The 21,653-nt window shown below is 39.8% G+C and carries 21 protein-coding genes and 2 pseudogenes; 7 read left to right on the forward strand and 16 right to left on the reverse strand.

All coding sequences use genetic code 11. The features are described from left to right. Nucleotides 1-223 precede the first annotated feature (223 nt). The 5 genes from DESACI_RS25795 to DESACI_RS12990 form a co-directional block, all read right to left on the reverse strand. Nucleotides 224-421, reverse strand: a complete 198-nt coding sequence (locus tag DESACI_RS25795) for a 4Fe-4S dicluster domain-containing protein (protein WP_282434175.1) — start codon at nucleotides 419-421, stop codon at nucleotides 224-226. Between the two features lie 113 nt (nucleotides 422-534). After that, complete coding sequence (locus DESACI_RS12975; RefSeq protein WP_014827650.1) at nucleotides 535-1,542, reverse strand: 4Fe-4S dicluster domain-containing protein; 1,008 nt, start codon at nucleotides 1,540-1,542, stop codon at nucleotides 535-537. 24 nt (nucleotides 1,543-1,566) lie between these two features. Next, nucleotides 1,567-2,790, reverse strand: a complete 1,224-nt coding sequence (gene nrfD, locus DESACI_RS12980) for an NrfD/PsrC family molybdoenzyme membrane anchor subunit (protein ID WP_014827651.1) — start codon at nucleotides 2,788-2,790, stop codon at nucleotides 1,567-1,569. Nucleotides 2,791-2,821: 31 nt separating this feature from the next. Next, a complete protein-coding gene (locus tag DESACI_RS12985; protein ID WP_014827652.1) occupies nucleotides 2,822-3,598 on the reverse strand; it encodes a 4Fe-4S dicluster domain-containing protein in 777 nt (258 codons plus the stop codon). Between the two features lie 13 nt (nucleotides 3,599-3,611). Continuing rightward, nucleotides 3,612-5,177 (reverse strand): [FeFe] hydrogenase, group A, encoded by a 1,566-nt coding sequence (locus DESACI_RS12990; protein ID WP_014827653.1) that lies wholly within the window; start codon nucleotides 5,175-5,177, stop codon nucleotides 3,612-3,614. An 847-nt stretch (nucleotides 5,178-6,024) separates the two neighbouring features. Here DESACI_RS12990 and DESACI_RS24560 point away from each other — a divergent pair. Continuing rightward, nucleotides 6,025-6,168, forward strand: coding sequence for a hypothetical protein (locus tag DESACI_RS24560; RefSeq protein ID WP_014827654.1), 144 nt, complete (start codon nucleotides 6,025-6,027; stop codon nucleotides 6,166-6,168). A 125-nt stretch (nucleotides 6,169-6,293) separates the two neighbouring features. Next, on the forward strand, nucleotides 6,294-6,434 hold the full coding sequence (locus tag DESACI_RS24565; protein ID WP_158310181.1) for a hypothetical protein: 141 nt from the start codon (nucleotides 6,294-6,296) through the stop codon (nucleotides 6,432-6,434). 158 nt (nucleotides 6,435-6,592) lie between these two features. On the opposite strand, the gene DESACI_RS12995 is transcribed toward DESACI_RS24565, so the two are convergent. Both DESACI_RS12995 and DESACI_RS13000 read right to left on the reverse strand, forming a co-directional pair. Beyond that, entirely contained in the window at nucleotides 6,593-8,248 is a 1,656-nt protein-coding gene (locus DESACI_RS12995; RefSeq protein WP_014827655.1) for an MBL fold metallo-hydrolase RNA specificity domain-containing protein, read from the reverse strand. 69 nt (nucleotides 8,249-8,317) lie between these two features. After that, nucleotides 8,318-8,743, reverse strand: a complete 426-nt coding sequence (locus DESACI_RS13000) for a universal stress protein (RefSeq protein ID WP_014827656.1) — start codon at nucleotides 8,741-8,743, stop codon at nucleotides 8,318-8,320. A 369-nt stretch (nucleotides 8,744-9,112) separates the two neighbouring features. Between DESACI_RS13000 and DESACI_RS13005 the strand changes: the two genes are divergently transcribed. Both DESACI_RS13005 and DESACI_RS13010 read left to right on the forward strand, forming a co-directional pair. Beyond that, complete coding sequence (locus DESACI_RS13005) at nucleotides 9,113-9,712, forward strand: chromate transporter (RefSeq protein ID WP_014827657.1); 600 nt, start codon at nucleotides 9,113-9,115, stop codon at nucleotides 9,710-9,712. A 101-nt stretch (nucleotides 9,713-9,813) separates the two neighbouring features. After that, a complete protein-coding gene (locus DESACI_RS13010) occupies nucleotides 9,814-10,341 on the forward strand; it encodes a chromate transporter (RefSeq protein WP_014827658.1) in 528 nt (175 codons plus the stop codon). Nucleotides 10,342-10,626: 285 nt separating this feature from the next. On the opposite strand, the gene DESACI_RS13015 is transcribed toward DESACI_RS13010, so the two are convergent. The 8 genes and pseudogenes from DESACI_RS13015 to DESACI_RS25215 all read right to left on the reverse strand — a co-directional run bounded on the left by DESACI_RS13015 (nucleotide 10,627) and on the right by DESACI_RS25215 (nucleotide 18,344). After that, nucleotides 10,627-10,836 (reverse strand): hypothetical protein, encoded by a 210-nt coding sequence (locus DESACI_RS13015; RefSeq protein WP_014827659.1) that lies wholly within the window; start codon nucleotides 10,834-10,836, stop codon nucleotides 10,627-10,629. Nucleotides 10,837-11,247: 411 nt separating this feature from the next. Next, nucleotides 11,248-12,504 carry a hypothetical protein gene (locus tag DESACI_RS13020; protein WP_014827660.1) on the reverse strand — a complete coding sequence of 419 codons (1,257 nt, stop codon included), beginning with the start codon at nucleotides 12,502-12,504 and terminating at the stop codon, nucleotides 11,248-11,250. Between the two features lie 145 nt (nucleotides 12,505-12,649). Then, nucleotides 12,650-13,618: a phosphodiester glycosidase family protein gene (locus tag DESACI_RS13025; RefSeq protein WP_014827661.1), complete on the reverse strand. Its 969-nt coding sequence runs from the start codon at nucleotides 13,616-13,618 to the stop codon at nucleotides 12,650-12,652. 9 nt (nucleotides 13,619-13,627) lie between these two features. Continuing rightward, nucleotides 13,628-14,320 (reverse strand): annotated as a pseudogene (locus tag DESACI_RS25800) (phosphodiester glycosidase family protein); the annotation flags it as partial. A 171-nt stretch (nucleotides 14,321-14,491) separates the two neighbouring features. After that, nucleotides 14,492-15,466 (reverse strand): annotated as a pseudogene (locus DESACI_RS25805) (M56 family metallopeptidase); the annotation flags it as partial. A gap of 1 nt (nucleotide 15,467) precedes the next feature. Next, nucleotides 15,468-15,842: a BlaI/MecI/CopY family transcriptional regulator gene (locus DESACI_RS13035; protein ID WP_014827663.1), complete on the reverse strand. Its 375-nt coding sequence runs from the start codon at nucleotides 15,840-15,842 to the stop codon at nucleotides 15,468-15,470. Nucleotides 15,843-16,316: 474 nt separating this feature from the next. Then, nucleotides 16,317-17,681: an APC family permease gene (locus DESACI_RS13040; RefSeq protein ID WP_014827664.1), complete on the reverse strand. Its 1,365-nt coding sequence runs from the start codon at nucleotides 17,679-17,681 to the stop codon at nucleotides 16,317-16,319. 450 nt (nucleotides 17,682-18,131) lie between these two features. Beyond that, nucleotides 18,132-18,344 (reverse strand): hypothetical protein, encoded by a 213-nt coding sequence (locus DESACI_RS25215; protein WP_041276085.1) that lies wholly within the window; start codon nucleotides 18,342-18,344, stop codon nucleotides 18,132-18,134. Nucleotides 18,345-18,729: 385 nt separating this feature from the next. On the opposite strand from DESACI_RS25215, the gene DESACI_RS13050 reads away from it, so the two are divergent. Together DESACI_RS13050 and DESACI_RS13055 are read left to right on the forward strand one after the other, a co-directional pair. Beyond that, nucleotides 18,730-19,152: a DMT family transporter gene (locus tag DESACI_RS13050; protein WP_014827665.1), complete on the forward strand. Its 423-nt coding sequence runs from the start codon at nucleotides 18,730-18,732 to the stop codon at nucleotides 19,150-19,152. A 16-nt stretch (nucleotides 19,153-19,168) separates the two neighbouring features. Further along, on the forward strand, nucleotides 19,169-19,636 hold the full coding sequence (locus DESACI_RS13055) for a DMT family transporter (protein ID WP_014827666.1): 468 nt from the start codon (nucleotides 19,169-19,171) through the stop codon (nucleotides 19,634-19,636). A 246-nt stretch (nucleotides 19,637-19,882) separates the two neighbouring features. Here DESACI_RS13055 and DESACI_RS25220 read toward each other — a convergent pair whose 3' ends face one another. After that, nucleotides 19,883-20,152: an aspartyl-phosphate phosphatase Spo0E family protein gene (locus tag DESACI_RS25220; protein ID WP_242833051.1), complete on the reverse strand. Its 270-nt coding sequence runs from the start codon at nucleotides 20,150-20,152 to the stop codon at nucleotides 19,883-19,885. A gap of 355 nt (nucleotides 20,153-20,507) precedes the next feature. Here DESACI_RS25220 and DESACI_RS13060 point away from each other — a divergent pair, with 355 nt between their 5' ends. Next, the gene (locus DESACI_RS13060; RefSeq protein ID WP_014827668.1) at nucleotides 20,508-21,224 is read left to right on the forward strand and encodes a Bax inhibitor-1/YccA family protein; all 717 of its coding nucleotides are present in this window, start codon (nucleotides 20,508-20,510) and stop codon (nucleotides 21,222-21,224) included. The last annotated feature ends 429 nt before the right edge of the window (nucleotides 21,225-21,653 follow it).

Raw genomic sequence — 21,653 nt, forward strand, 5'->3', positions numbered from 1 at the left:
TGTTTACCATTTAAGTTGACCCCAGCGGTCATATTGATAAAGAAAATACTCAGCAATCCACTGCAGGAATATGCTTAGAGAGTCGCAGTGCGGCGATAAGCTCATCTTTTATAGTTATGGCCGACGGTTAGATAGCTGTTACTTATACCAGGGGAAAGAAAAGGTAATATTTTATCGCTTAGCTTTGAGACCAGATAACATAAAAAGGCCCAAGGGGCGTTACTCAAACGCCCTCTTGGGCTGATTTTTCTTCTTTTAATTCTGCCTCTCTATTTTCTGCTGGGAAATTGCGGTGTACATCAAAGGTTGCTGATACATCTTTTAGGTGCTCAGTTATTTTCAGATGTTGAGGGCAGGCTTTTTCACATTCCTTACATTCTATACAATCACTTGCTCTGCCGTGGTTTGCGGCTAGGTTTATATAATAAACAAACTGACTTGAAAAATTATCAGTCGTAGCTCGTTTGGCGCTGTTATGCGCTGGTCTGGCATTAGGTCTCCTTTAAAGCTTTATTATCTCTGCTACTTATTTTTCTAATAATTATTTGATACGCAATTCATACACAAAGGAGGTTCAAAAAAGTCAAATACTTGCTGGCCGCAGCGGAGGCAGAACCGTCGTTTTCCTTGATGCAAAAGAATTTTGCCAGTAAATAAACGATACGATAACGATCTGATGCCCATCCTTAAAGCTTTAGAACGGCATATACTGACACATCTTTGGCAGTGTGTGCATTTCAATGGTTCGTAAATCAAGGTTAACTGTTCTTTACTATCTTTCTTAGTCAAAGCTCCTTGAGGACAAATCTCCGAACATTCACCGCAATTGATACAACCTTCGCTCACAGTCAATACCGGCAGAGGAAGAGCCTTAATCGCTGGTTCACGCAATTTCCAAGTTCCCTCCAAAAACTGCCGTGTCTTCGGAATCGGATCTATTTCATCGGAGACGCCGCCTGCCATCATCGCCTCAAATTTCTCACGACTAATTTTCAGCAAGCTCTTTGACTTATTCTGTGCATCAAGTGATATGGTTTCGTCAATATCACTGTTCCCTTCGTCAGGTACAACCTTAATCTTGACCTGTGGATGATCTTTCCATGCTTCATGCAATTCTTTAAACGTCTGCACACTGATTCTGCAAGCTTCTTTGTCCGGACAGTCTGAACATACTCCGGTGTATATTGTCAATTCCTTCTCCCCGGCATAAAGCATGAGCGTCATCCATAAGTCACGATCGAGAATCCCCAAACAAGGAATTTCATAACCTGCCTGCATTGCTTGGGGGCAGCTTAAGACAACTTTTTTTGTAGTCTTAATATACTCAAAAAGCTTCGCAGAACTGCGATAGACAAATCCGCCGCTTGGGCAGACTGCCAGGCAGACCCCACATTCCGTACAGTGTCGAGGGTTTAGTTCATAATACATAGAAATGGCTTGATGGGGACAAGCGTCAATGCACAGCCGGCAAATATTAACAAATTCCTTTTTGACATTGAGACAATTTACATGGTTATAGACAATTTGACAATGATTAATCACTAGACACCTCTATTGTTCAAAAGCTTATCTCGCAGTAAATGCATAATCGGTATCTTCGGGCATTAGATTGTCAACAGTCTCTGATCCTTGATGATGAATAATATTAAAGTTTTCAGCTATGAATAAATAAGCTAAACAAGCTATGGAGACTAAGCCTAAGCTGACTATAACCTCCGTCAGAGCGGGGAAATAATGACCGCCATATTGGTTTAAATATTTTCCCATTCCTGTGAACACGACATCAAACCGATTTAATATGACTCCGGCTACATCAAGTATTCCAAACCAAATTAATCCTTTGCGTGTCCCGGACAAGGAACTAAAGGCTATGATGATCGGTATCAATACGCCGAAAATCAACTCGGTTAGGAACATTATGCTAGGCAGATCAAATGCAAATACATTGGCAAAAGTTCCTTTTACCGCTATATCCACGATTTTTAAAATTAAATATAAGAGCATTGCTCCGCCAGAAATTCTGACTAACCCTCTAAGGACAGAACTGTCAACTTGATGATCAAATGCTTTACCTGAGAGAGTGCTTTCTATAATAATCATGCCTGCCCCAACAAAAAATGATGACAGCAGGAAGAACGGCGGCAGAAATACCGACCACCAAAGAGGATTCTCTTTGCCAACCATAATATAAAAGAGTTCGCCCAGTGACGATTGATGTAGTGTTGGCAGAGTAATACCCACGATCAACAATACAGGCATTGCTTTCTTAAGAAAATTGTGTAAACCTTTAAACACTTTCTCTGTTGCTACTTCGCAGAATTCCAAAACCTGAATCAGAGTATAACAAGAAACGCACCAGAAAACTTCAAACAATACACTGGTATGTCCCCATGATACATAGGGTCTCCAGAAGTTAAACCATTGTCCTACTTCAATCAACAGCCCAAGTACGACGACGATATAACCTAATAAAGATGTCAGCATAGTACTTCTGGCAATTGGATAAAACTTATCACGACGCAGTACATAGACTATAAGGCAGGTTCCATATCCGCCGCCTGCCAGGGCAACCCCTAGCAAAACGTCAAAGGCAATCCATAATCCCCAGGGCCATTGGTCGTTAAGGTTGGTGGTCGCTCCCAAGCCAAAGATAAAACGCACCAAGATGACAGCTATAGCTGCGGCGGCGATGGCCATAAACATTAATCTTACGGGGGTTATTTTAAACCTCCATCTGAGACTGTTTAATTTCTTCCCTGGTTGTTTTTCGAATGTGGTAATAATATCCATGGTTTTTCCCTCCATTCATTTTCTTGTTCTATTACTCCAGAGGTTCCTTATTTTTATTGTTATAAATATAGAGTCCTGCTAAAATAGCCGCCCAAGTACCGCCTATAAATGGTGTAAGTTTCATATAACCCTCTGTATAAGAAGGTAAGGGCTTAGTGGTTACATCAGTTCTAAATCTCATCTGTTCAAATGGCGTGTCTGAAATATACAGCCAAGATGTTCCTCCCGCTTCTTTTTCACCATAGACTTTGTTTAGATAGCCGTTTTCTTTGATTCTTTTTTTGGCTTCTGCCAACAATTGGTCTCTGTCCCCAAATTTAATGGCTCCTGTCGGACATACCGAAGTGCATGCTGTTTCCATATTGTTTGCAACCCTTGATGGGCACATCTGGCACTTGCTTACTCCAGGAATTGCCTTTTTCCATTCATATCTTAATATGTCGAAGGGACAGGCCATCATGCAATAGCGGCAGCCTACACACAACTTCTGATCATAGATAACAGGTCCTTCGGGAAGCTTTTGCAAGGCCTTGGAGAAACAGGCTGATGCACAGGCTGGGTCTTCACAGTGCAAACATTGAGTTTTGACATATCTCCAGACTGATGCACCATTCTTCTTGATGTCATACTGATTGATTGATGTCCATTCTTCAGGCCATAAGCCTTTGTTCGGTTCCTTAGCTCGGTCTAACGCCGTCTTATTCTTCTCCTGCGGATCCCATCCAAGTTCATTCCACAATTTGCAAGCTACCGAACAGCTTTCGCAACCAATACATTTTGGTATATCCACGAGTACTCCCTTTGCCATCTTCTTTCACCTCCTAAATATTCTGAGTTTTTTTAGCAACAAACTCTGAAGCCCTGGAAATATAAGTCGTATGTAAAAGTTCTTCAGCCTTTTCGCTCATGGGAGATGTCAAGAAATCTGCATAGATTTGCTTGATTTCGGGATTTTCATAACTATTGCGTATTTTGGCATTAGCGTCAATTTTATATAATGATGCGGCACGCCGATTGCGAACGTCGTCTGATGGGGGAGCAGCTGCCCGGGGTTGTCCGCCGCCATATTCGCAGCCGCCAGGACAAGCCATGACTTCAATGAAATCCCAGGTCGCATTGCCCGCTTGGATTTGATCCATGACCTTCCGGGCATTGGCCAAACCGGAAATTACTGCAACTTTCATATTGCCGACACCAGGGATATTGATTTCGGCCTCTTTCACTCCCTGCATTCCTCTGACAGGCGTTAAATCCCATAGAGCTGAAGGTGGTTGCTGCCCCGTTACAAGATAATAGGCTGAACGGGCTGCCGCTTCCATTACACCGCCCGTGGTACCAAAAATAGCCCCTGCTCCTGTCCCTGAGCCCATCAATTTATCATACTGACCATCAGGCAGAGAAGAAAAATCAATACCGGCTCTTTTAATCATTCTGGCAAGTTCTCTTGTTGTAAGAACAACATCCACATCCGGAGAAACATTTTTGTCATTTAATTCTTTTCCGGCTGAAGCCAGTTCAGGACGCTGACATTCAAATTTCTTGGCTGTACAGGGCATGATGGCTACTGAAACGATTTTTTTGGGATCGACATTTTTCTTTTCTGCATAATAGGTTTTCATCAATGTGCCTTCCATTTGTTGAGGAGACTTCGCAGATGATAAATTAGGAATAAGATCAGGATAATAATATTCCACAAACTTTACCCACCCCGGGCAACACGAGGTAAGTTGCGGGAGAGGCTTTTTCAATTCACCTTTAATACGTTTTACAAGCTCTGTGCCTTCTTCCATAATTGTCAAGTCAGCGGTAAAATTCGTATCAAAAACTACGTCAAACCCTAATTTTCGTAAAGCAGCCACTTGTTTTCCCTGAACATTCGTTCCCACAGGCAGGCCAAATTCTTCTCCGAGGCCGATTCGAGTTGCCGGCGCGGTCTGTACTACGACTTTGATATTGGAATTTGCGATAGCCTTATATACTTTATCAGTATCATCCCGTTCAGAAATTGCCCCGGAAGGACACCATTGAGTACACTGTCCGCAATTGACGCAAACAATTTCGTCTTTAAGTGGCAGTTCATAATTTCTAAACACCGTTTGCACTTTCTCACAAACTTCAATACATTGACCACAAAGGATACACTTTTGGTCATCTCTAACGATTGAAGGATTTGCCGGATCAATTGGAACGCGGCCGCGAACATTGGTAGGCCAAGTACCCGGTGCATTGTATTGAGTTGGCATCCACCCTTTTCCACCGACAGCAGTTCCGGCGGTAGCCACCTCACCACATCCTCCTAAGTTTAGCGAAACACCCACTAAACTTGCTCCTCCTACAAACTTGAGGAAAGAGCGCCTGGACAATTTACTCACTTTTTTACTTGCCATATGTATTACCACCTTTGTTAGTTACTCTCTTTTGCCGTATTGTTGCTGAATGACGAATTGATGCTGAATCTTTGTAGAGAAATGAAATGCTTCTAAAATCTCTAACCTCTGAATCATCAGTAACAAAATTTATAATTTCTAAAAGTTAGAATTGTTAAACAAGTTAAAACTTTCACATGTTTATGTGAATAATTGCACTATTTAGGCCATATGGCCACGAAGTAAAAGGGATTTATACGGAGTGGATCTGAATCAATTTTCAATTAATCGAGTCTCCTCAGAGTTTCCTTATTGCGGACCTTAATATTGACGCCCCTTTCTCGTAGAAGTCGTGGTTAGACTGATTAACTAGTAACTTTCTAGATTTTAGTACTGTAATGGTAATCTGTCATGCTTATGAACATAAAAAAAGTATTTTTAACTTAAGTTAAATAGTTTGAAGGTTCCAAACAGTTATTAAATAATTTTTTTAAAATGTCACTTTATTAAATCAAATTCCCATAAGTCTTAACTCTTCTTCCTTTCCCCCTTTACTAAACTTTATTGATTTAATAATTTGTTCATTATTAATTGACTATTTAGACATGGCTAACCTTAAGTAGAGTTGGGTTTAAAAAATCCGTTTAAATAATTATTACTCCCTATCAAGTTCTGCCCGCTGATTTTTCGTTATGATCTAACCGGCAAAGCTCCTTGCTTAAATACCCTATTTTGCCTGCTCAAAAACAACCTACATAGTCATTGATTAAAATCTTAAAATACCAAGAAAAATCCATTATTTTCGGATAAAAGTAATTGTTTGGGAAATTATAGTACCTAATAAAAACTTCTTAAGGAGTGAATTACTTTGCCTCAACAATTAAGTATGGACGAGACCCTGAATCTTCACGAAATTCTATCCTCAAAGAATGTGGCTATCACAAAATCAGCCACCAATAATCAAATTCAAATGGATATTAAAAATGCGGCTAATGTCCTGAATTTATTGTAAGGTAAGGAAAACAAACAACCAAAGTTATCCTTCTGGTAATTTAAAACAATCAGGGATTCCTTGTGGAATCCCCAATGGTTAAAGAGCAACTGTTTACTAAATTCAGATTATAAGGGGGTTTTATTTTGGAATTTGCGCGCTTAAATCAAGATCAATTAAACAAAATAAAGCAGGCAGAATCATCTTTAAACTCAATGTCTAAGGATACGTCTGATGAGTTTATCTTATTGGCATATACAAAACCTGAAAATCCGGATACGAAATAAACCCATAATTTCCAACGCCTACTACACAACCAATTATTGTACTGGGTATTAATACCGGTATTCAAAAACATCTCAAAGTGTAAGCCAAGATGAACCAGTCAAAAATTAACGCCGCCCTTACGTAGGACGGCGATAATTTTTGACTGGTTATTAGGTTATTATTTTTCTTTATTTGTTAAGCGGAGTTTATTATCTACTAATTCTCTAATTTCAAGCACATTTCGCAAAGCATCCGATTGATTGTCTCGCTGGCGTTCTTTCTCTGATAACTTATGAATCTTGTCCATTAAATCTGTTAGTGCTTCGTTAAGTGTATTGCTCGAAACTTCATTTTTGTCATTCATGGGCTTTATTTCAGCGGTCTCGGCTTTCAGGTTGCTATCAGCACTCCAATGCTTCGGACTGCGTGTCATACCACTTTCGTTCCAGTGGAAGGTTTCTCCGAGTGAGGGAATCAGTGGCTCTATACCGACTTGATCTTTAATTTTTTGCGCCAGATCCGACTGTGCCTCTTCTTCGCCATGGACCAAGATGATTCCTTCAGCTGGAGTTCCACTGCACTGAATCCAGTTCAACAGGCCTCTTTGATCCGCATGTGCCGAAAAGCCATCAATATTCTCGATGTTAGCTTTCACAGATATTTCTTCTCCATGAATGGTTACTTGCTTATCTCCATTCAGCAGACGACGACCTAAAGTGCCCTCTGCCTGGTATCCCACGAATAATACTGTAGCCTCAGAACGCCAAAGGTTATGTTTAAGATGGTGTTTGATTCTTCCGGCATCGGCCATACCGCTTGCTGAAATAATAATGGCCTTCCCTTTAATCTCGTTTATGGCCATAGAATCTTTAGCCGTCAAGCTAAAATGTAATCTGGGTAAATTTAATGGGTCTTCACCCCGCTGGATTGAATCTTGAGTTTCTTTATTAAAGTATTTGAAACTATGTCGAAAGATTTTCGTAGCTTCCACAGCCAAAGGACTATCAATATATACATCTACCGGAGGAATATCCTTATTATCGTGCAAAATCTCCAGATAATAGAGAAGATCCTGAGTTCTTTCAATTGCAAAGGATGGAATCACGAGGTTTCCTCCTTTGGCAAACGTCTCATTAATGACATCTCTAAATTTATTGAGCCGATCACTTGTATTTCCGTGTAAGCGATTGCCATAGGTTGATTCCATTATAAGATAATCACTATCGGCTATACAAGTTGGTTGTTCTAAATAAGGTTCCGGTGCGTTGCCGATATCACCGGAAAATACAAATTTTAATGTTTTTTCTCCTTCGGTAACCCATACTTCAATCATGGCAGACCCTAAAATATGTCCTGCATCCTGAAAGCATACTTGTAAGCCCGGTAAGAGTTCGAATTTTTCCCGATATTCAACGCCTTTAAAGTAGTTAAGACAATCCGCTGCTTCCTCCGATGTATATATTGGGGTCAATAATGGCAGCCCTGCCCGAGTAAATTTGCGGTTTTTTCGCTCCACTTCCATCTCTTGAATATGTCCGCTGTCCGGTAACATAATTTTACACAATTCAATAGTGGCATTAGTAGTATACACAGGTCCGGTATAGCCGTTCTTATAGAGCTTGGGGATTAAACCGCTATGATCAGTATGAGCATGAGTAAGTAAAACTAACGATATGTCTTTGGGTGAAAAAGGGAACTCGTTGTAATTTTTCTCTTTAATATGTTTACTCCCTTGGAATAAGCCGCAATCAATAATAATTTTATACCCTCTTGTTTCGAGTAAATAACAAGAACCCGTGACCATTTGTGCTGCCCCTAAAAATGTTAGATTCATATTAATCAGCTCCTTAATGTCGTTGCTTAATACATCTGCTGGAAACGTGTCGTTAAACTCATTAACTCACTACTTTACTACCAGTACCGGAACTTGTGTATGCCCAAGAACACGTTGTGTTACGCTGCCTAATACAGCGCCCGTAATAGGTCCATGACCATGACTCCCCATGACTATGAGGTCAAAGTCTTTTTTAGATTCTTCAATAATTGCAGTCGCAGGGTGCCCTGAAATATGTTTTTTGTGCAGGATAATATCACTTGCCTCAATTCCTGTTAAAGCTGCCTCCAAGGCGGCTTCTCCTAGTTGTTCTATTTGCTCTTGCGGTACGACAATACCATAGGACACTGCATAACCCCAATATGCCTCGGGATTATATGTAACATGGAAAAGTTCAACTTCAGAGTTAAATTGCCTTGCGAGTTCTAAGGCAGAAATTAGGGCTCGTCGTGAAGCCTCCGAAACATCCGTAGGTACAAGAATTTTTTTAAACATTGCTATCAAACCTTTCCTGTTCATAATTTTGAATTATTAAGATCAATCTGTGGGTTAAAAAACCTTAGAATGATGAAACTAAGAATACGATCAGAACATCGTTTACCGTTATTATGTTGTTATTATATCATAATAATAATAATTTTAAAAAGATTAATTTATAACCCTAATATTGTTCATTGTATTAGCCATCTAAAAAAGTAACTTATGCTGCTCCAAAACTATTAAAATATTTCTGAGGCAATCAGGTCCATCCAAAAATAAACTGGTTGAATTATTGAAACGCCTGAAACTATGGGTGTTTATTTTTCTTCATCTTTGCTCATCTTATAAATATGATATGTAATTCAAATGAAACTGGAGGATTCGATGGAAGACCTATCCAAACTTGATAACCATGACGATACAGAGAAAAACTCATTAGATATTTCATGGCAAAAGGTTGCCGCTGTTTACTTAAAAATCGGTACAATTGGTTTCGGCGGCGGCTATGCCGTTATGGATCTCATTCATTCCGAGTTAGTGGATAAAAAACAATGGCTGAGCGAACAACGCTATAAAAACACATTATCTTTGGCGGAAATGGCTCCTGGGGCTTTGACTGTAAATATCCTAGCAGGAATTGCCTATCGCCTCGGGGGAATAAAAACCATGGTTTTAGCAACTGCGGCTCTATTGTTCCCTTCATTTTTACTTATTGTAACGCTGGCGGGTATTTTTTTAAGGTTGGAAGGCAACTATTTAGTACGGGGAGCGATGGAAGGCTTAACTTCCGGGGTCGTTGGACTGATGTTAGCTGTGGTCTGGGACCTAGTCAAAAGATTCCCTCATCGATGGTATTATTATTTAAGTGCCACCTGTGCTCTTGCAGCAAGTCTTCTTTTAAAGCTCAACCCAATATGGCTGGTTTTATTGGGAGCAGGAACAGGTGCTTTCAAGTTCTTTATACAAAGGATATTTTTAAAATGAACTCCTTCGGTCAAAGCTGAACCTCGAGGCTTGGTAGAGATCAAGACTTTGAGCTGCATTTCTTTCATGGACTCAGACATTAGCGGAATGAGGAGAAAGTCATGAAAATCCTGATATTATTGGCGTATTCGTTTTTAAAAGTAGGGTTCTTTGGTTTTGGCGGAGGTTTTGCTATGATTCCTTTAATGGAGCACTTAGCTGTTAAACAGAACCACTGGCTCACTTATTCCCAGTTTTCAGCGGCTATTGCTTTAGGTCAAGTAACTCCCGGGCCGGTATCAATCAGTGCGACATTTATTGGATACAAAGTAGCAGGTTTTTGGGGAGCGTTAGTTGCCACAATTGCAGTCTTTTTGCCCTCATTGGCAGTCATATATCTTTTGGAAATATTTTATTTAAAAATCAGAGGAAATCCGCTTACCCAATCAATCATGCATGGTGTTATCCCGATTATTGTCGCCCTTATTTTAAATGTTGCCTATTCGATGGGTAAATCATCAGTCCAATCCCTCTGGCAGTTTTTAATAATAGTTATCGTGGCAATTCTCGCTATGCGAAAATCGCTGAATTACGGTGTTTTAATTGCTGGCTCAATCTTAACTGGAATTTTATTCAGTGTAAACTGGTAAGTCGAAGCTCCTTTATCTTTCAGCGTTCCGCTTTTCTTCATTGAGTATCCGTAAACTATGTTCAGACAATTTGCCGGGAGCAGATAACCTAAAGAATCTTCTCTCTAAAAAAATTGGCGCCCAGAACTTCATCATCAGTAAAATAGGATGTGTACTAGGCAGCCACTTGGGTATTGGTGGGCAGGGTTAATTCTTTTTTAACGAAAAACCAGAGTCATATTTTCTATTGTAATTTTTCGAAATCCGGTCTTATTTACGACGTTCATGAAGCATTGAGGAGAATTTCTATGAGATTTTCTCAAGCTCCTCTGGTTCATAAATAAATTCAATGGGTGAGATATCTAATCGGACAACAAGGAAAAGTCCATTTTCATCACGGTCAACCCGAACGACGGCACCATCATTCAAATTATTAGTTTTAACGCGGTCACCTACTTTGAAATTGTTATGACGAGTATTGGCTGCCCTTTTAAATTCATACATCTGTTTTAACATTTTGATATCCTCCTTATCAATGATTAATCATCATTCGGTAAAATAATTTTCAATTTAGATTTATAATAATAAATTATATAGGTTTTCATTTAGTTCAGTTGTGACCCTACTCACATTATTTTTTCTTTTTAATTTTAAATTGCAAAATGTCTTTCACTCTTCTCCCCCTTGTCTGGCCGCTTCACAAATATAGTTTTCCATTCATCAGTGATGCCGCTAAGCGGCATGAGGTCTGATAATGCAAAAATAAGAGAGACCTACCTTAAAGTGAGTAGGTCTCTTTGCCTTTTAATCTCATAGTTGATCTAAACCCTGTACCTGGTAATGTCCTCCTGCCTTACTTAATCGTAACCGTAAATTCTTTGTAAGATATCTCTTGGATTACCGGGTCTTTAGGGAAAGGTCACTTCATTATAGTTTTAAAGGCTGTAATTTGACGGAGCTAGAGTTTCCTGCAGGAGTAACTTGAATCAACTCAGCACCATCGCTGGAAATATAGTTCTTGTTCCCCTGCAATTTGACATCTGTAAGATGACCATCTAAAAAGCTATATACCGTCTGTTGATCACGGACAATTATCTGACCATTAGCTCCCACGAGCGAATGTATATTATTAAAGGGGATTGAGCCTTCCCAGAGGGTTTGCAAAGAAGGGTTTTCTTTGACATCTTGAAGGTCGTTCGTGGTTTTAATTTTTATAAGTTTGTTATTTTTAACTTCGCCGATATAAACTTTTCCTTTTCTGACTCCGAGGATTCTGTCCGATGTATTCCTTGAGATGATATAACGTTTTTCCTTTTTCGAGGTGCTGTCATACTGGAGGGCAATGATTTGTTGAAGGGCACTTACTTTATTATCGAAATAAAGCCTTCCGTATCGATCAGAGACGGCCATATTATCGATATGCTCTTGCGATTTGCTGAGGGCGATCAATTTTTTCATAACACCTATTTCCATAAGTTGTTGTGTGGAACCGCTCTTCACTGTTAAATAGATTAGATTAGTAACCGGTGAGAGAACAAATTTTTCTATTTTCCCGCCGGCAGGAAACTCGTTACTGCCACTCTCAAAGGCATGCAGCTGATCATCCGGAGCAGTATCTTCATCACTGTTGGGAAGTTCCAGGGAATGTAGTTCTGTAAGCTGGGGATTTCCATAGCGTTTCTCAAGCTTTGGCTGGACAGAGGTCTCTGGAGAAACAGGTTTCCCTTGATTCGGGTCTTCGGTATTCGATACAGCTAAAGATGATGGGATTTTAGGCTTCGGTGGAGACACTTTTTCAGTCGTTATGGCATTAGGGTTTTTCCTGGCATAGAAATAAAGTAAAATATTTCGATCAGGCAGCCATTGATACGAAAGCACTCCCAAGGTTTCATCATTGGCAGTGGGGGGCCTTTTTTCAAAGACAACCTTTTTCTTTTTAAGGTTGAAAATCTTAAGAGTCCTGTTTTCTATATAAGCTAAGTAATCTCTGGCATAGGAAACTTGAATGTTGGAAAGCTCAGAACCTGGGATCGTTTCTTGAAGCTCGGTTGTGATAGGTGGTTCATCTGCAGTTGAATTTCCTAGAATCTGTTGCATTTGCTTATTTAAAAGCCAGTACCCTCCAAATTGTAAGAGAAGTGAAACCAGAATCCACACCAAGAGGGTACGAAGTTTCTTTTTCATGCTTAATATTTCTCCTTTATCCCCAGCCAAGACCAACGCCTCTCTTAGTGGGGTTACCTCTTCGAATTCTCGGTAGAGGCAAAGTCCCTCTCCGAGGCCCCAAGGTTCCGCTTCAGTTATAATTCATGGAAATATTTTAAGTCAATTATTTCGTGCCCTCCGGCATTACCACAAAGGCGGTCGGTAAATAGCGTTCACCAGCCCAATCCCAAAGCTTGTTAATTACTTTTCCGTTATAGTAAAGCTCGGAAGAAGAGCCCCCATCCAGGTTAGCCGCATTAACTGCCCCATAATCCCGGAAGAGATTATAGACATCGCTCATTTTAGCCCCCCAACTCGAAAGCTGGCGACCGTCAATAACAACGAGAATTATCGTACCATCCTCTTTCTGACCAATAGCCGTGCGAGGTGCAACTCCCCATTCTGAGTCCTTAAATTCACACCGTTTTCCGTCCTTTATTAATGGCGGCCAGAAAAACACTGCTTCCTGGATGTTTTTCTTTTTAATATCTTCCGCCGTAAGTTGTCCCACAATTAGTTTGCCTTCCTTATCTAAAGCTACGATGTCCGTGCTATTATTGCCTATGTTATTTTGTAAAATTTCCCCGTTATGGACCGTTAGACCGTCAGGAAAGCCCCCGTTGCCGGCACCGTTAGGATCAGCAAAGCCCCCGCCATTTATTCCTGCAACAGCACCGGTGTCTTTAACAAAGTCACTGACTCGTTCCCCTTTAACACCTAATTCTTTGGTCACAGCAACTTTTATCCGTTTAGGGTCCTTGATGAGCATTACTTTTCCTTTGAAAGTCTTGCCTTTAATTGTATCTATCGTAATTCCTGCAGAGGCATCTGTTTCGGTAGTCTGAACGGGGCCATCAGAAGCAAAATTTGCATTATTATATTGGTCTACAAGTTCACTTATTTGCTGATCAGAAAGAAAAGCCTTAACAACCTGAGGATGCCGTGAGGTTAATACGGAACCCACCGCTATTGTTTTAGTGGCATCAAAGGGTCCCCAGAAAATTATAAAAGGAGCAAGGATTATTGAGAAAACAGCATTGAATAGGAGAAAGACTAAAATCCTAATGAGTCGTATCTTTCTTTTCTTGCTCATAATACCTCCCTAAGAAACAATAAATGCTGTGGGAAGATAGCGTTCACCATAGAGACTCGAAAGTCGGTTCTGAACTTTACCTTGATAAACCATCTCTGAAGAGGAACCGCCATCAAGGTTTACCGCGTTGACTGCCTGATAATCAGCAAAAACTTTCGTAAGGTCACGTAAGGTCGCCCCTAGACTCCAGGTTGGTTGTCTCCCATCAATAACAACAAAAATGACGGTTCCATCTGCCCTTTGCCCAATACCTGTCCTGGGAGCAATTCCCCAGCCACCGTCTCCTGAGATTACAGCTTTGCCATTAACTATAAGGTTGGGGCTGAATGTTGCCACTTCGCGCAGGTTGCTCTTCAGCAGTTTTTTTGCTGTCATATTGCCCGCTACGAGTTTCCCCTGCTCATCAAATCCGACAATATTAACGGCTTTGTCCCCTACATCGTTATAGACTATTTTCCCGTCATGCATAATTAAACCCTCAGGAAAAGCACCGGTTCCTTGACCATTAGGGTCAGCGAATCCTCCGGCATTAATCCCAGCAATAGCTCCCTTATCTTTGACAAGATCACTAATTCTTTCTCCTTTGACACCAATATTTTTAGTAATAGCCAATTGAACTCGTTTCGGATCCTTAATCAGCATCACTTTTCCTTTGTAAGTGGGACCGGTAATATCCTCTATTTTAATTCCTGAACTTAAATCATTGGACTCAGGGAGTACATAGCTATTCCTAGCTTCGTTGCTTTCAGCAACTATCGGCTCAGCGTTCATTACAGGACCGGTTAATGTTGCCACAGCAATTACGCCAATAATTGCCGCGCTTAACAATATCCATTTAACCGAAGTATGCTTGGGTTTTGCAATGAGCAGAAGTCTCCTCTTGATTTGAGATTTTGATCCGCCCAAACTTGCTATGCTTGCCATTCTGGGACTGGCCGAGTATGTCTCAGCTAATCTGATCAGCGTATTAGCATAGTCGTAGGATTGCTCAGGGGCAAGGCGAGATAATACAGAAGCATCACAGGCCGTCTCCTGATCTTCTTTCATTCGTAAAAAAGCATACCATATTAACGGGTTAAACCAGTGAATTACGACTAATAACTGAGCCAGCAAGTTAACCCATAGATCTTTTCGTTTATAGTGCAATAACTCGTGCAATAAAATATAATTCATCTGTTCTGAATCAAATGTTTGCTCAAATCCAAGGGGCAATAAGATACGTGGATGAAGCAAGCCAAATAAAGACGGACTATTTACATATCTCGTTGTAATCAAGGGAATCTCCGCTTTGATCTTTAAATCCAATTTGAGTTTATGGAAATTCGTGAGCAGCCTTTGGTCGCTAATCGAATGATTTTCAATCGTTGCCGAAAACCGTTTATTCGTTATGACTGTGAAAAGTGACAATATCAGAACTCCAGAGGACCAAATTATGTACGTCAATTGAATAACTATGGGAATATCGCTGCTTAATAAACGATTTGTCGGGGGGATGATGGTCTTACTGTCCTTGCTCATTTCTATAGGATTTTTATCCAAATTAGCCTGAAGACTTTTAACCATTGCAGAATAAGGCATGTAAGGGTGGTTAAAAGCGTCGGCCATACTTTGCTGTAATTCAGACGAATGGAGAATGTTATACACACTGACAGGACTTGTAGGGGTCCAAGGCAAGAGTAAACTTAGGAGCAAACTTGACCAAAGCAAATATTGAAAGCGAGCTCCTATTTTAAATCGAAGTATATATTTAAATCCCAGCAAAAAAATCATAAAGATGCTCGCTTTGGCAGATATCGTCAAAACCCAGTCAAAAAGGCTGAGATAATTAACCAAACGTTGCGTTAGCATCTCATTCCTCCTTTTTTTCAAGGAGTTGCTTCAGCTCTTCAATTTCGTCTTGAGAAAGTTTTTCTTCTTTAAGGAAAGTAACTAGCATAGGCTTTAATGCTCCGCCAAAAACGCGAGTAAGAAATGATTTGCTCTCGGCTTTGATGCACTCTTCCTCTGTTACTAACGGATAGTAGCTATATGATCTTCCCTCTTCTTGAAACCCAAGCACTCCTTTTCTAACAAGCCTTCCGATTAAGGTCTTAATTGTGTTCGGTTTCCAATCTGTCGTTTGTTCTAAAGCCTTAACAATTTCATTAGCGCTGCATGGTGCTGACGACCAACATATTTTCATAACTACCCATTCAGCATCAGATATATTAGGTATATTAACCAAGTTATCGTATCTTCCTTTCTTAAAACATATACCATTTCTGTTAAGTTTACAGATGTAGTTGAACTAATATTACATCTGTAAACGTTCGTTGTCAATATAATCTCTCTAATTGACCTAGAGAAACCGCCTTCATCCAATCGTGAGACTCCCCCCCTTCTATAAGCGGGAGTGGTCCCCGTTCTCTGCTTCGGTGGGGTCGTCGCGTCCATCCTTCAGCGGGATAGGATTTTTTATTGGTTAGGCATTTTCGGTGAAACTTTCCGCAGGACACTTTCGTCACCGAAGCCCCGATGGTCAGCATTTAGCTGAACGAGTTTACTTGTTCAGCTTTGCATAAAGAAGTATTCATCAGTGATGCCGCTAATCGGCATGGTGGTCTGATATAATAAAACGGCCAAAAGCACAAGGCATTTTGGCCGCAATTCCTAGAGTTATACTCTATTAACATTACCCTGATCACGTATCAAATTCTGATCACGAATTAGCGTATTTTTTATTTGAATTCAGGATCATTCCAAGAACCATTATAACTGCGAAAATTATGAGGTAGTATATAATTTCCTTACTATGAGCGTAACAAGCAGCTACCACCATGAAAACACAGGCACAAACTGCCAGGAAAGGCATAACAAAACGCTTAAAAAAGCTGAGTGATTTTTCTTTGGCCATCATCATAATGAAGATGGGAATATACATGGCATAGATGGTAACAATAGGAAGTTCAGAACTATCGAAACTAAAGGGTCCAAACCAAGAAACAGGTGTTAAATTGGCGCCAAAGAAATAAAGAAGCCATAAACCGCTTAACAAGAGCGCAAAAATTGATGAGTTCGTCGGCATATTAGTATTTTGGTCAATGCTTTTAAACATTTCAGGTTTAGGACCTGCATTTCGAGCTGCCAGTGAGTAGAACCCCCGCGTACAACCCAACATCAAGCCATTAAGAGTACCGAGACAAGAAATAACCACGAAAACAAAGAGTACAATCCCGCCCGCGTTGGAGAAAACAGTCGAAAACGCTATCTTGGCTCCGGTTTCGCCGCCTTTCATCATAATGCTATTTTTAACAGCTCCGGCCAGGCCAGTGTAATAAAGAATATAGATAAGGACTACAAACAGTGTTCCGAAGGTAAGAGCGCGAGGCAGATTTTTCTTGGCATCCTTCAACTCTGCATTGATACTGGTGGCAATAATCCATCCTTCGTAAGCGAAAGCGGTAGCAACAACAGCCGTAAATAAAGGATTACTGCTCGATGCATTGGCGATCGGACCACTTGTAAAATTGCTGATCAGGATACCATTTTTGAGACCAACAATGGTTCCGAAAACAGCCATGAGAACTAAAGGAATAATTTTGATGATCGTTGTTGAGACCTGGAACTTTCCGGCAAGCTTTGGAGAAAGAGCGTTAAGTGCATAGCTCGCTACTAAGAAAAAACCGGATAAAGCCATAGCTTCACCGCCAACAATGTTCCAACCCAACAATACGCAGGTATATCTTGCCGAAACCCAAGCAAGTACGGAAGTAAGCGTTGGATAATAAATAACTGCCATAAACCATCCGACAAAATAGCCATATTTACTTCCCAGAGCAACCTCCGCATAGTCAACAATTCCATTGACTTTTTCGTAGCGCGTTGCCATAATCGCGAAGACATAAGCACATACAACCATGATAATGCCGCCGATGATCCAAGCCAAAATACCGAGGGGAAGATTTCCGCCGGTTGCAACTAGGATTTTTTCGGCTTTAAAAAACACACCGCTGCCGATTACAATACCAATAACCATGGCAATAGCGGTCAAAAGGCCGTACCTCTTCTGCAGTTCTTGTTCCATTATTTAATCTTTCCTTTGCTAAATAATATCCAACAATTAATACGGTATGTAGATCGACAGCATTAATTCTCCTAACCATTAACCTTAGTTAATGGATATTATTTGTGAAGGCTTAATCTTTCTCGGAAATTCAGAAATATGTGTCAAATGGTGATTACCGTGCCAGGCATATAATGTTATTACTTTATCCCCCCTACCCTACTCTAGTCACAATTTCAATCACCGTTTAAAACAACCACAAGACTTAATACACTTTCCTTACAACGAAGGCTTCTGACAAATAAAGCTCAAGAGAATGCTTGTCAAATCGCATACTATACAATAGTAACAAAAAAACCTCCTGTGATGCAACATTATAATCTGACTGCTCAGAGTTTAATTCAGAAAAAACATATCTCTAGTTCGCTATAGAGCCAGAATCCTACTATTTTGCAATATCCATGGAAGAAATTAGTTTAATCCAAACCACTCATTCAATTGGTTAAGTACTATGCCAAAAGTTTTCTCCAGTAAAAAAATGTCACTGTGTAATGCAGCTTCTACAAAATTCACTTTCGTCTCTGAAAGTGATAGTTTTTGACATGCATGTACTATCTCGGGAATATCCCGCGAACCAAATATAATTGACGTTTGCCGCCCCATGGCCGCGTAAATCAATGACACAAGACTTCAATCCTATTTCCGCAATCCGCCAAGCAAAACCTAAGTGTTCCTTCCTTGCACCCGCCGTAACCGTGAAGGATTACAGCAGTACCGCAGGGACTCGCTGGAGAGATTATAACGCTTGGAATCTTAATTCCATTCGCTTGAATTGTATGTCGTTCTATTTTAATTATTTGTCGCTTTTAACCGCTAAAGGTGTATCCAGGACGATTTAGTTATATAATGAACTGTACTGGTAAATGTTGTTGAATTCAAAACAACAATCTATCGACTTCTTTTTCCGGAAAACACGATATAGCTTGGCATCAGGATTAGATGACATTATACTTAACGTTCCTAGGTGCTAATGTTAGGCAAATTAAAATAGTATGGAAGGAAGATTACATTGAGCTTTTTATTTTTACTCTGGGGTGGGATATTTTTAGGGTTGATGGTGAGCATGAATGGCCAGTTAGCCATGTTTCTCAATATATTTGAAGTTAGCTTTATTGTCCATATCACCGGCGCAATACTTTTAATAAGCTATATTAAACTACTTAAAAAGGAAAAGATCTCTATAATTGGTGCACCTCTTTATGTTTATTTCGTTGGATTTTTAGGCGTAGCCATTGTTGCCGCCAGCAGCCTTTGTGCCAAATATATAGGAGCTGCTACAACCATGGCACTGTCCGTAACCGGTCAGTTATTTGTTTCAACAATCATTGATCACTTTGGATGGTTCCATGTATCTATTGTTAAATTTCACCCCAAGCGTATTCCGGCGTACGGAATTATTTTGGCAGGATTACTTTTAATGATTTACTCGTGATAAAAGGAGAATTACAATGTTGATTTTCGCGATTCTAGCACTAACAATTGGTGCCGTCAATGTTATTAACCTGATGGTAAACCTTCAAGCTAAAATTGCTTTAGGTACAGCCAACGGAACACTAATTAACTATTTGGAAGCATCTGTAATATCCTTTCTGCTTGTCCTTTTTACAGGTGAAATCAAACTGACAAATCTACTCTATCTCAAATCAATCCCGACTGTTTATTTTTTGGGTGGCATTTTTGGACTCATATCCATGGTATTGGTCCTGCATGGTCTGGCCATATCCCGAATTTCGTATGCTACTGTAGTAGTTCTGATTGGTCAACTAGGCGCAGGATTTCTTATCGATACTTTTATATCAGGAAAAATTATTCCCTTAAAAATCATTGGAATCTCAATGGTAGTGATTGGCGTATTCTTGGATAAATTTCTTATAAATAGCCAAAGAGAAGATTCTACTTCTTTAGGTTCACCTTAATTTTACATCTTGCAACAACACTAAGACAGTTTAACATTTTACGACGAGAAGACTCCCGCCTTCTTTAGTTGGTGAGATAAATCGCAGCCCCAGCGGTATTTTTATCGAAGGTTTGTTACAAAATAAAGCGCCCCCTATTTTTAAGAGACGCCTGTAAAATCAGCGACATAAGCTTGTGGAGAATTCAAATTGAGCTATCATCTTGAGTAAATCATCAACGCTATAGTTCTTCTGAAATCAGCCTTTCTAACTAATTTTCCTAATATTTAAGTCGTTATACATATTTATTAATGAATCAAGCCTCTGGCTAAGCTGAATAACATCAGGATCTGAAAGCGGTTTATTCAGACCCAATATATTTAATTTTTCTCTCACAATCTCGATTAATTTTAATATCTCAATAAGACTCATTACCATTCCACTCCACTTGACAGATTTAAACAAAATCTCAACACAACAATTGCTATTATATTCCATAAATTGTTGAGAAGCAACGAATCCGACAATATCTGTCATAGTGAGTTTTTATGCGAATCTCGCCTGCCTATAATTCGCTAAGACATGCTTCAGGCAAGCCAAAATCCATGTCTCAAGGACTTCTTATTAGCGATACCCCCCCGATAGGCGTGAGTCCATATACATTGAAATTTTTTATTCTGAAGTAACAATTTACTCTTTCTATTTAAGTTCGGCGTACTTACGGTGATCAGCTTTATTTTTTATTCTTAGTTGAATAGTAACCTGAATAATGTTAAGGTTTTGTGAAATCATTTAATCCCATTAGAATAATTTATGGATTAGTGTTAATATAAGTAGTAGCTAAATTCTATTTCATATTTTCGATAGCAAACATGAAAGAGGTGTGAGATTAATGTCTCCATTTAACAATTCGTCTCAGTATTATCAGGATCCCTATGTAATTGACTTGAAAAAAGTTAAAACAGTTTCATTGTCTCAGGTTATGGGTTTCTTATCCTTTATGTTCCTCGCTATGGCAGCAGGGGCATTCATGGTACCCCCTCAGTATTTTATGCCTGCAGCATTTCTGGAATTAGTTTTGATTTTCATTATCCCTATTTTTAATCAAAAAGCTGTAGTACGGGGAAATGATCCGGCCGCGGGTTTGACTGGCGGACTTGCTCTACTCTTCGCGGCATGTTCCGGAGTTGTTCTAGCCCCGATCGTTCAATCCTTAGCTGCAACATCTCAAGGGTTAGCTGTTCTTGGTCAGGCAGCTTTAGTCACATTTATTGTTTTTGCAGCTTTTGGCCTCTATGGAATTATGACGATGCGCAATCTCAACACCATGGCCAAAGCACTTTTTATTGGTGTATTAGTTCTAGTTGGAATATTGTTTCTTTCAATGTTCTTTAGCAGCTTTTTCAGCCCGTTTGGATTACTGATTGGTATTGGCGGCGCTATTCTTTTCGCCTTAATGACAGCTCTCGACTTTCAAAGAGCAAAATATAGTACTGCTGATAATGCTGTGTTAGTGACCTTAAGCATCTTTTTAGATTTTGTTAACCTGTTTACCTTTATCCTGAATATTTTTCTAATTGTCAGCGGCGGGGGCGGACGCAAACGTTAAGTCTACCTATTCATTAAAGGAAACTTTGTTTGCTCACAAAAAGGGGTCGTGTAAAAACTTAACTCAGAAAACCAAAAGCGGGGCAAAATAGCCAAAGGCGTTATCATTTCACTACTATAGTGGAGTGACAACGCCTTTCTTTAGTGATTAGGGAAGCAAACGTGGGGATGCAAAGCGGGGGCCAACAGGTTTCGGCACAGTCCCATTGGCTATTTGTACAAGATGCATAATTTTAATTAATAATGGTCTTCATTGTTACAATTATTACTACACTCATATCAAGTTTATTGTAGTAAACATGGGTTATTTTACTTCTTTTATAAAACAATCTATTTAAAGTTAAAAAGCATTGTTTTACTTTTTTAAATAATTTTGAAAAAGACATTTTATCTTTTTTCTCTCACCAAGTGCAGCAGGAATTTACATAAT

Source organism: Desulfosporosinus acidiphilus SJ4, assembly GCF_000255115.2.
GTDB lineage: Bacteria > Bacillota > Desulfitobacteriia > Desulfitobacteriales > Desulfitobacteriaceae > Desulfosporosinus > Desulfosporosinus acidiphilus.

What these genes read in the sequence shown, in the direction of transcription:
- nrfD (WP_014827651.1), bottom strand. Translation starts at nt 2,790, where the DNA reads ATGGATATTATTACCACATTCGAAAAACAACCAGGGAAGAAATTAAAC.
- DESACI_RS13055 (WP_014827666.1), top strand. Translation starts at nt 19,169, where the DNA reads ATGTTGATTTTCGCGATTCTAGCACTAACAATTGGTGCCGTCAATGTT.
- DESACI_RS13060 (WP_014827668.1), top strand. Translation starts at nt 20,508, where the DNA reads ATGTCTCCATTTAACAATTCGTCTCAGTATTATCAGGATCCCTATGTA.
- DESACI_RS13025 (WP_014827661.1), bottom strand. Translation starts at nt 13,618, where the DNA reads ATGAGCAAGAAAAGAAAGATACGACTCATTAGGATTTTAGTCTTTCTC.
- DESACI_RS12990 (WP_014827653.1), bottom strand. Translation starts at nt 5,177, where the DNA reads ATGGCAAGTAAAAAAGTGAGTAAATTGTCCAGGCGCTCTTTCCTCAAG.
- DESACI_RS13020 (WP_014827660.1), bottom strand. Translation starts at nt 12,504, where the DNA reads ATGAAAAAGAAACTTCGTACCCTCTTGGTGTGGATTCTGGTTTCACTT.
- DESACI_RS13015 (WP_014827659.1), bottom strand. Translation starts at nt 10,836, where the DNA reads ATGTTAAAACAGATGTATGAATTTAAAAGGGCAGCCAATACTCGTCAT.
- DESACI_RS13005 (WP_014827657.1), top strand. Translation starts at nt 9,113, where the DNA reads ATGGAAGACCTATCCAAACTTGATAACCATGACGATACAGAGAAAAAC.
- DESACI_RS13010 (WP_014827658.1), top strand. Translation starts at nt 9,814, where the DNA reads ATGAAAATCCTGATATTATTGGCGTATTCGTTTTTAAAAGTAGGGTTC.
- DESACI_RS13040 (WP_014827664.1), bottom strand. Translation starts at nt 17,681, where the DNA reads ATGGAACAAGAACTGCAGAAGAGGTACGGCCTTTTGACCGCTATTGCC.
- DESACI_RS12995 (WP_014827655.1), bottom strand. Translation starts at nt 8,248, where the DNA reads ATGAATCTAACATTTTTAGGGGCAGCACAAATGGTCACGGGTTCTTGT.
- DESACI_RS12985 (WP_014827652.1), bottom strand. Translation starts at nt 3,598, where the DNA reads ATGGCAAAGGGAGTACTCGTGGATATACCAAAATGTATTGGTTGCGAA.
- DESACI_RS25220 (WP_242833051.1), bottom strand. Translation starts at nt 20,152, where the DNA reads ATGACAGATATTGTCGGATTCGTTGCTTCTCAACAATTTATGGAATAT.
- DESACI_RS13000 (WP_014827656.1), bottom strand. Translation starts at nt 8,743, where the DNA reads ATGTTTAAAAAAATTCTTGTACCTACGGATGTTTCGGAGGCTTCACGA.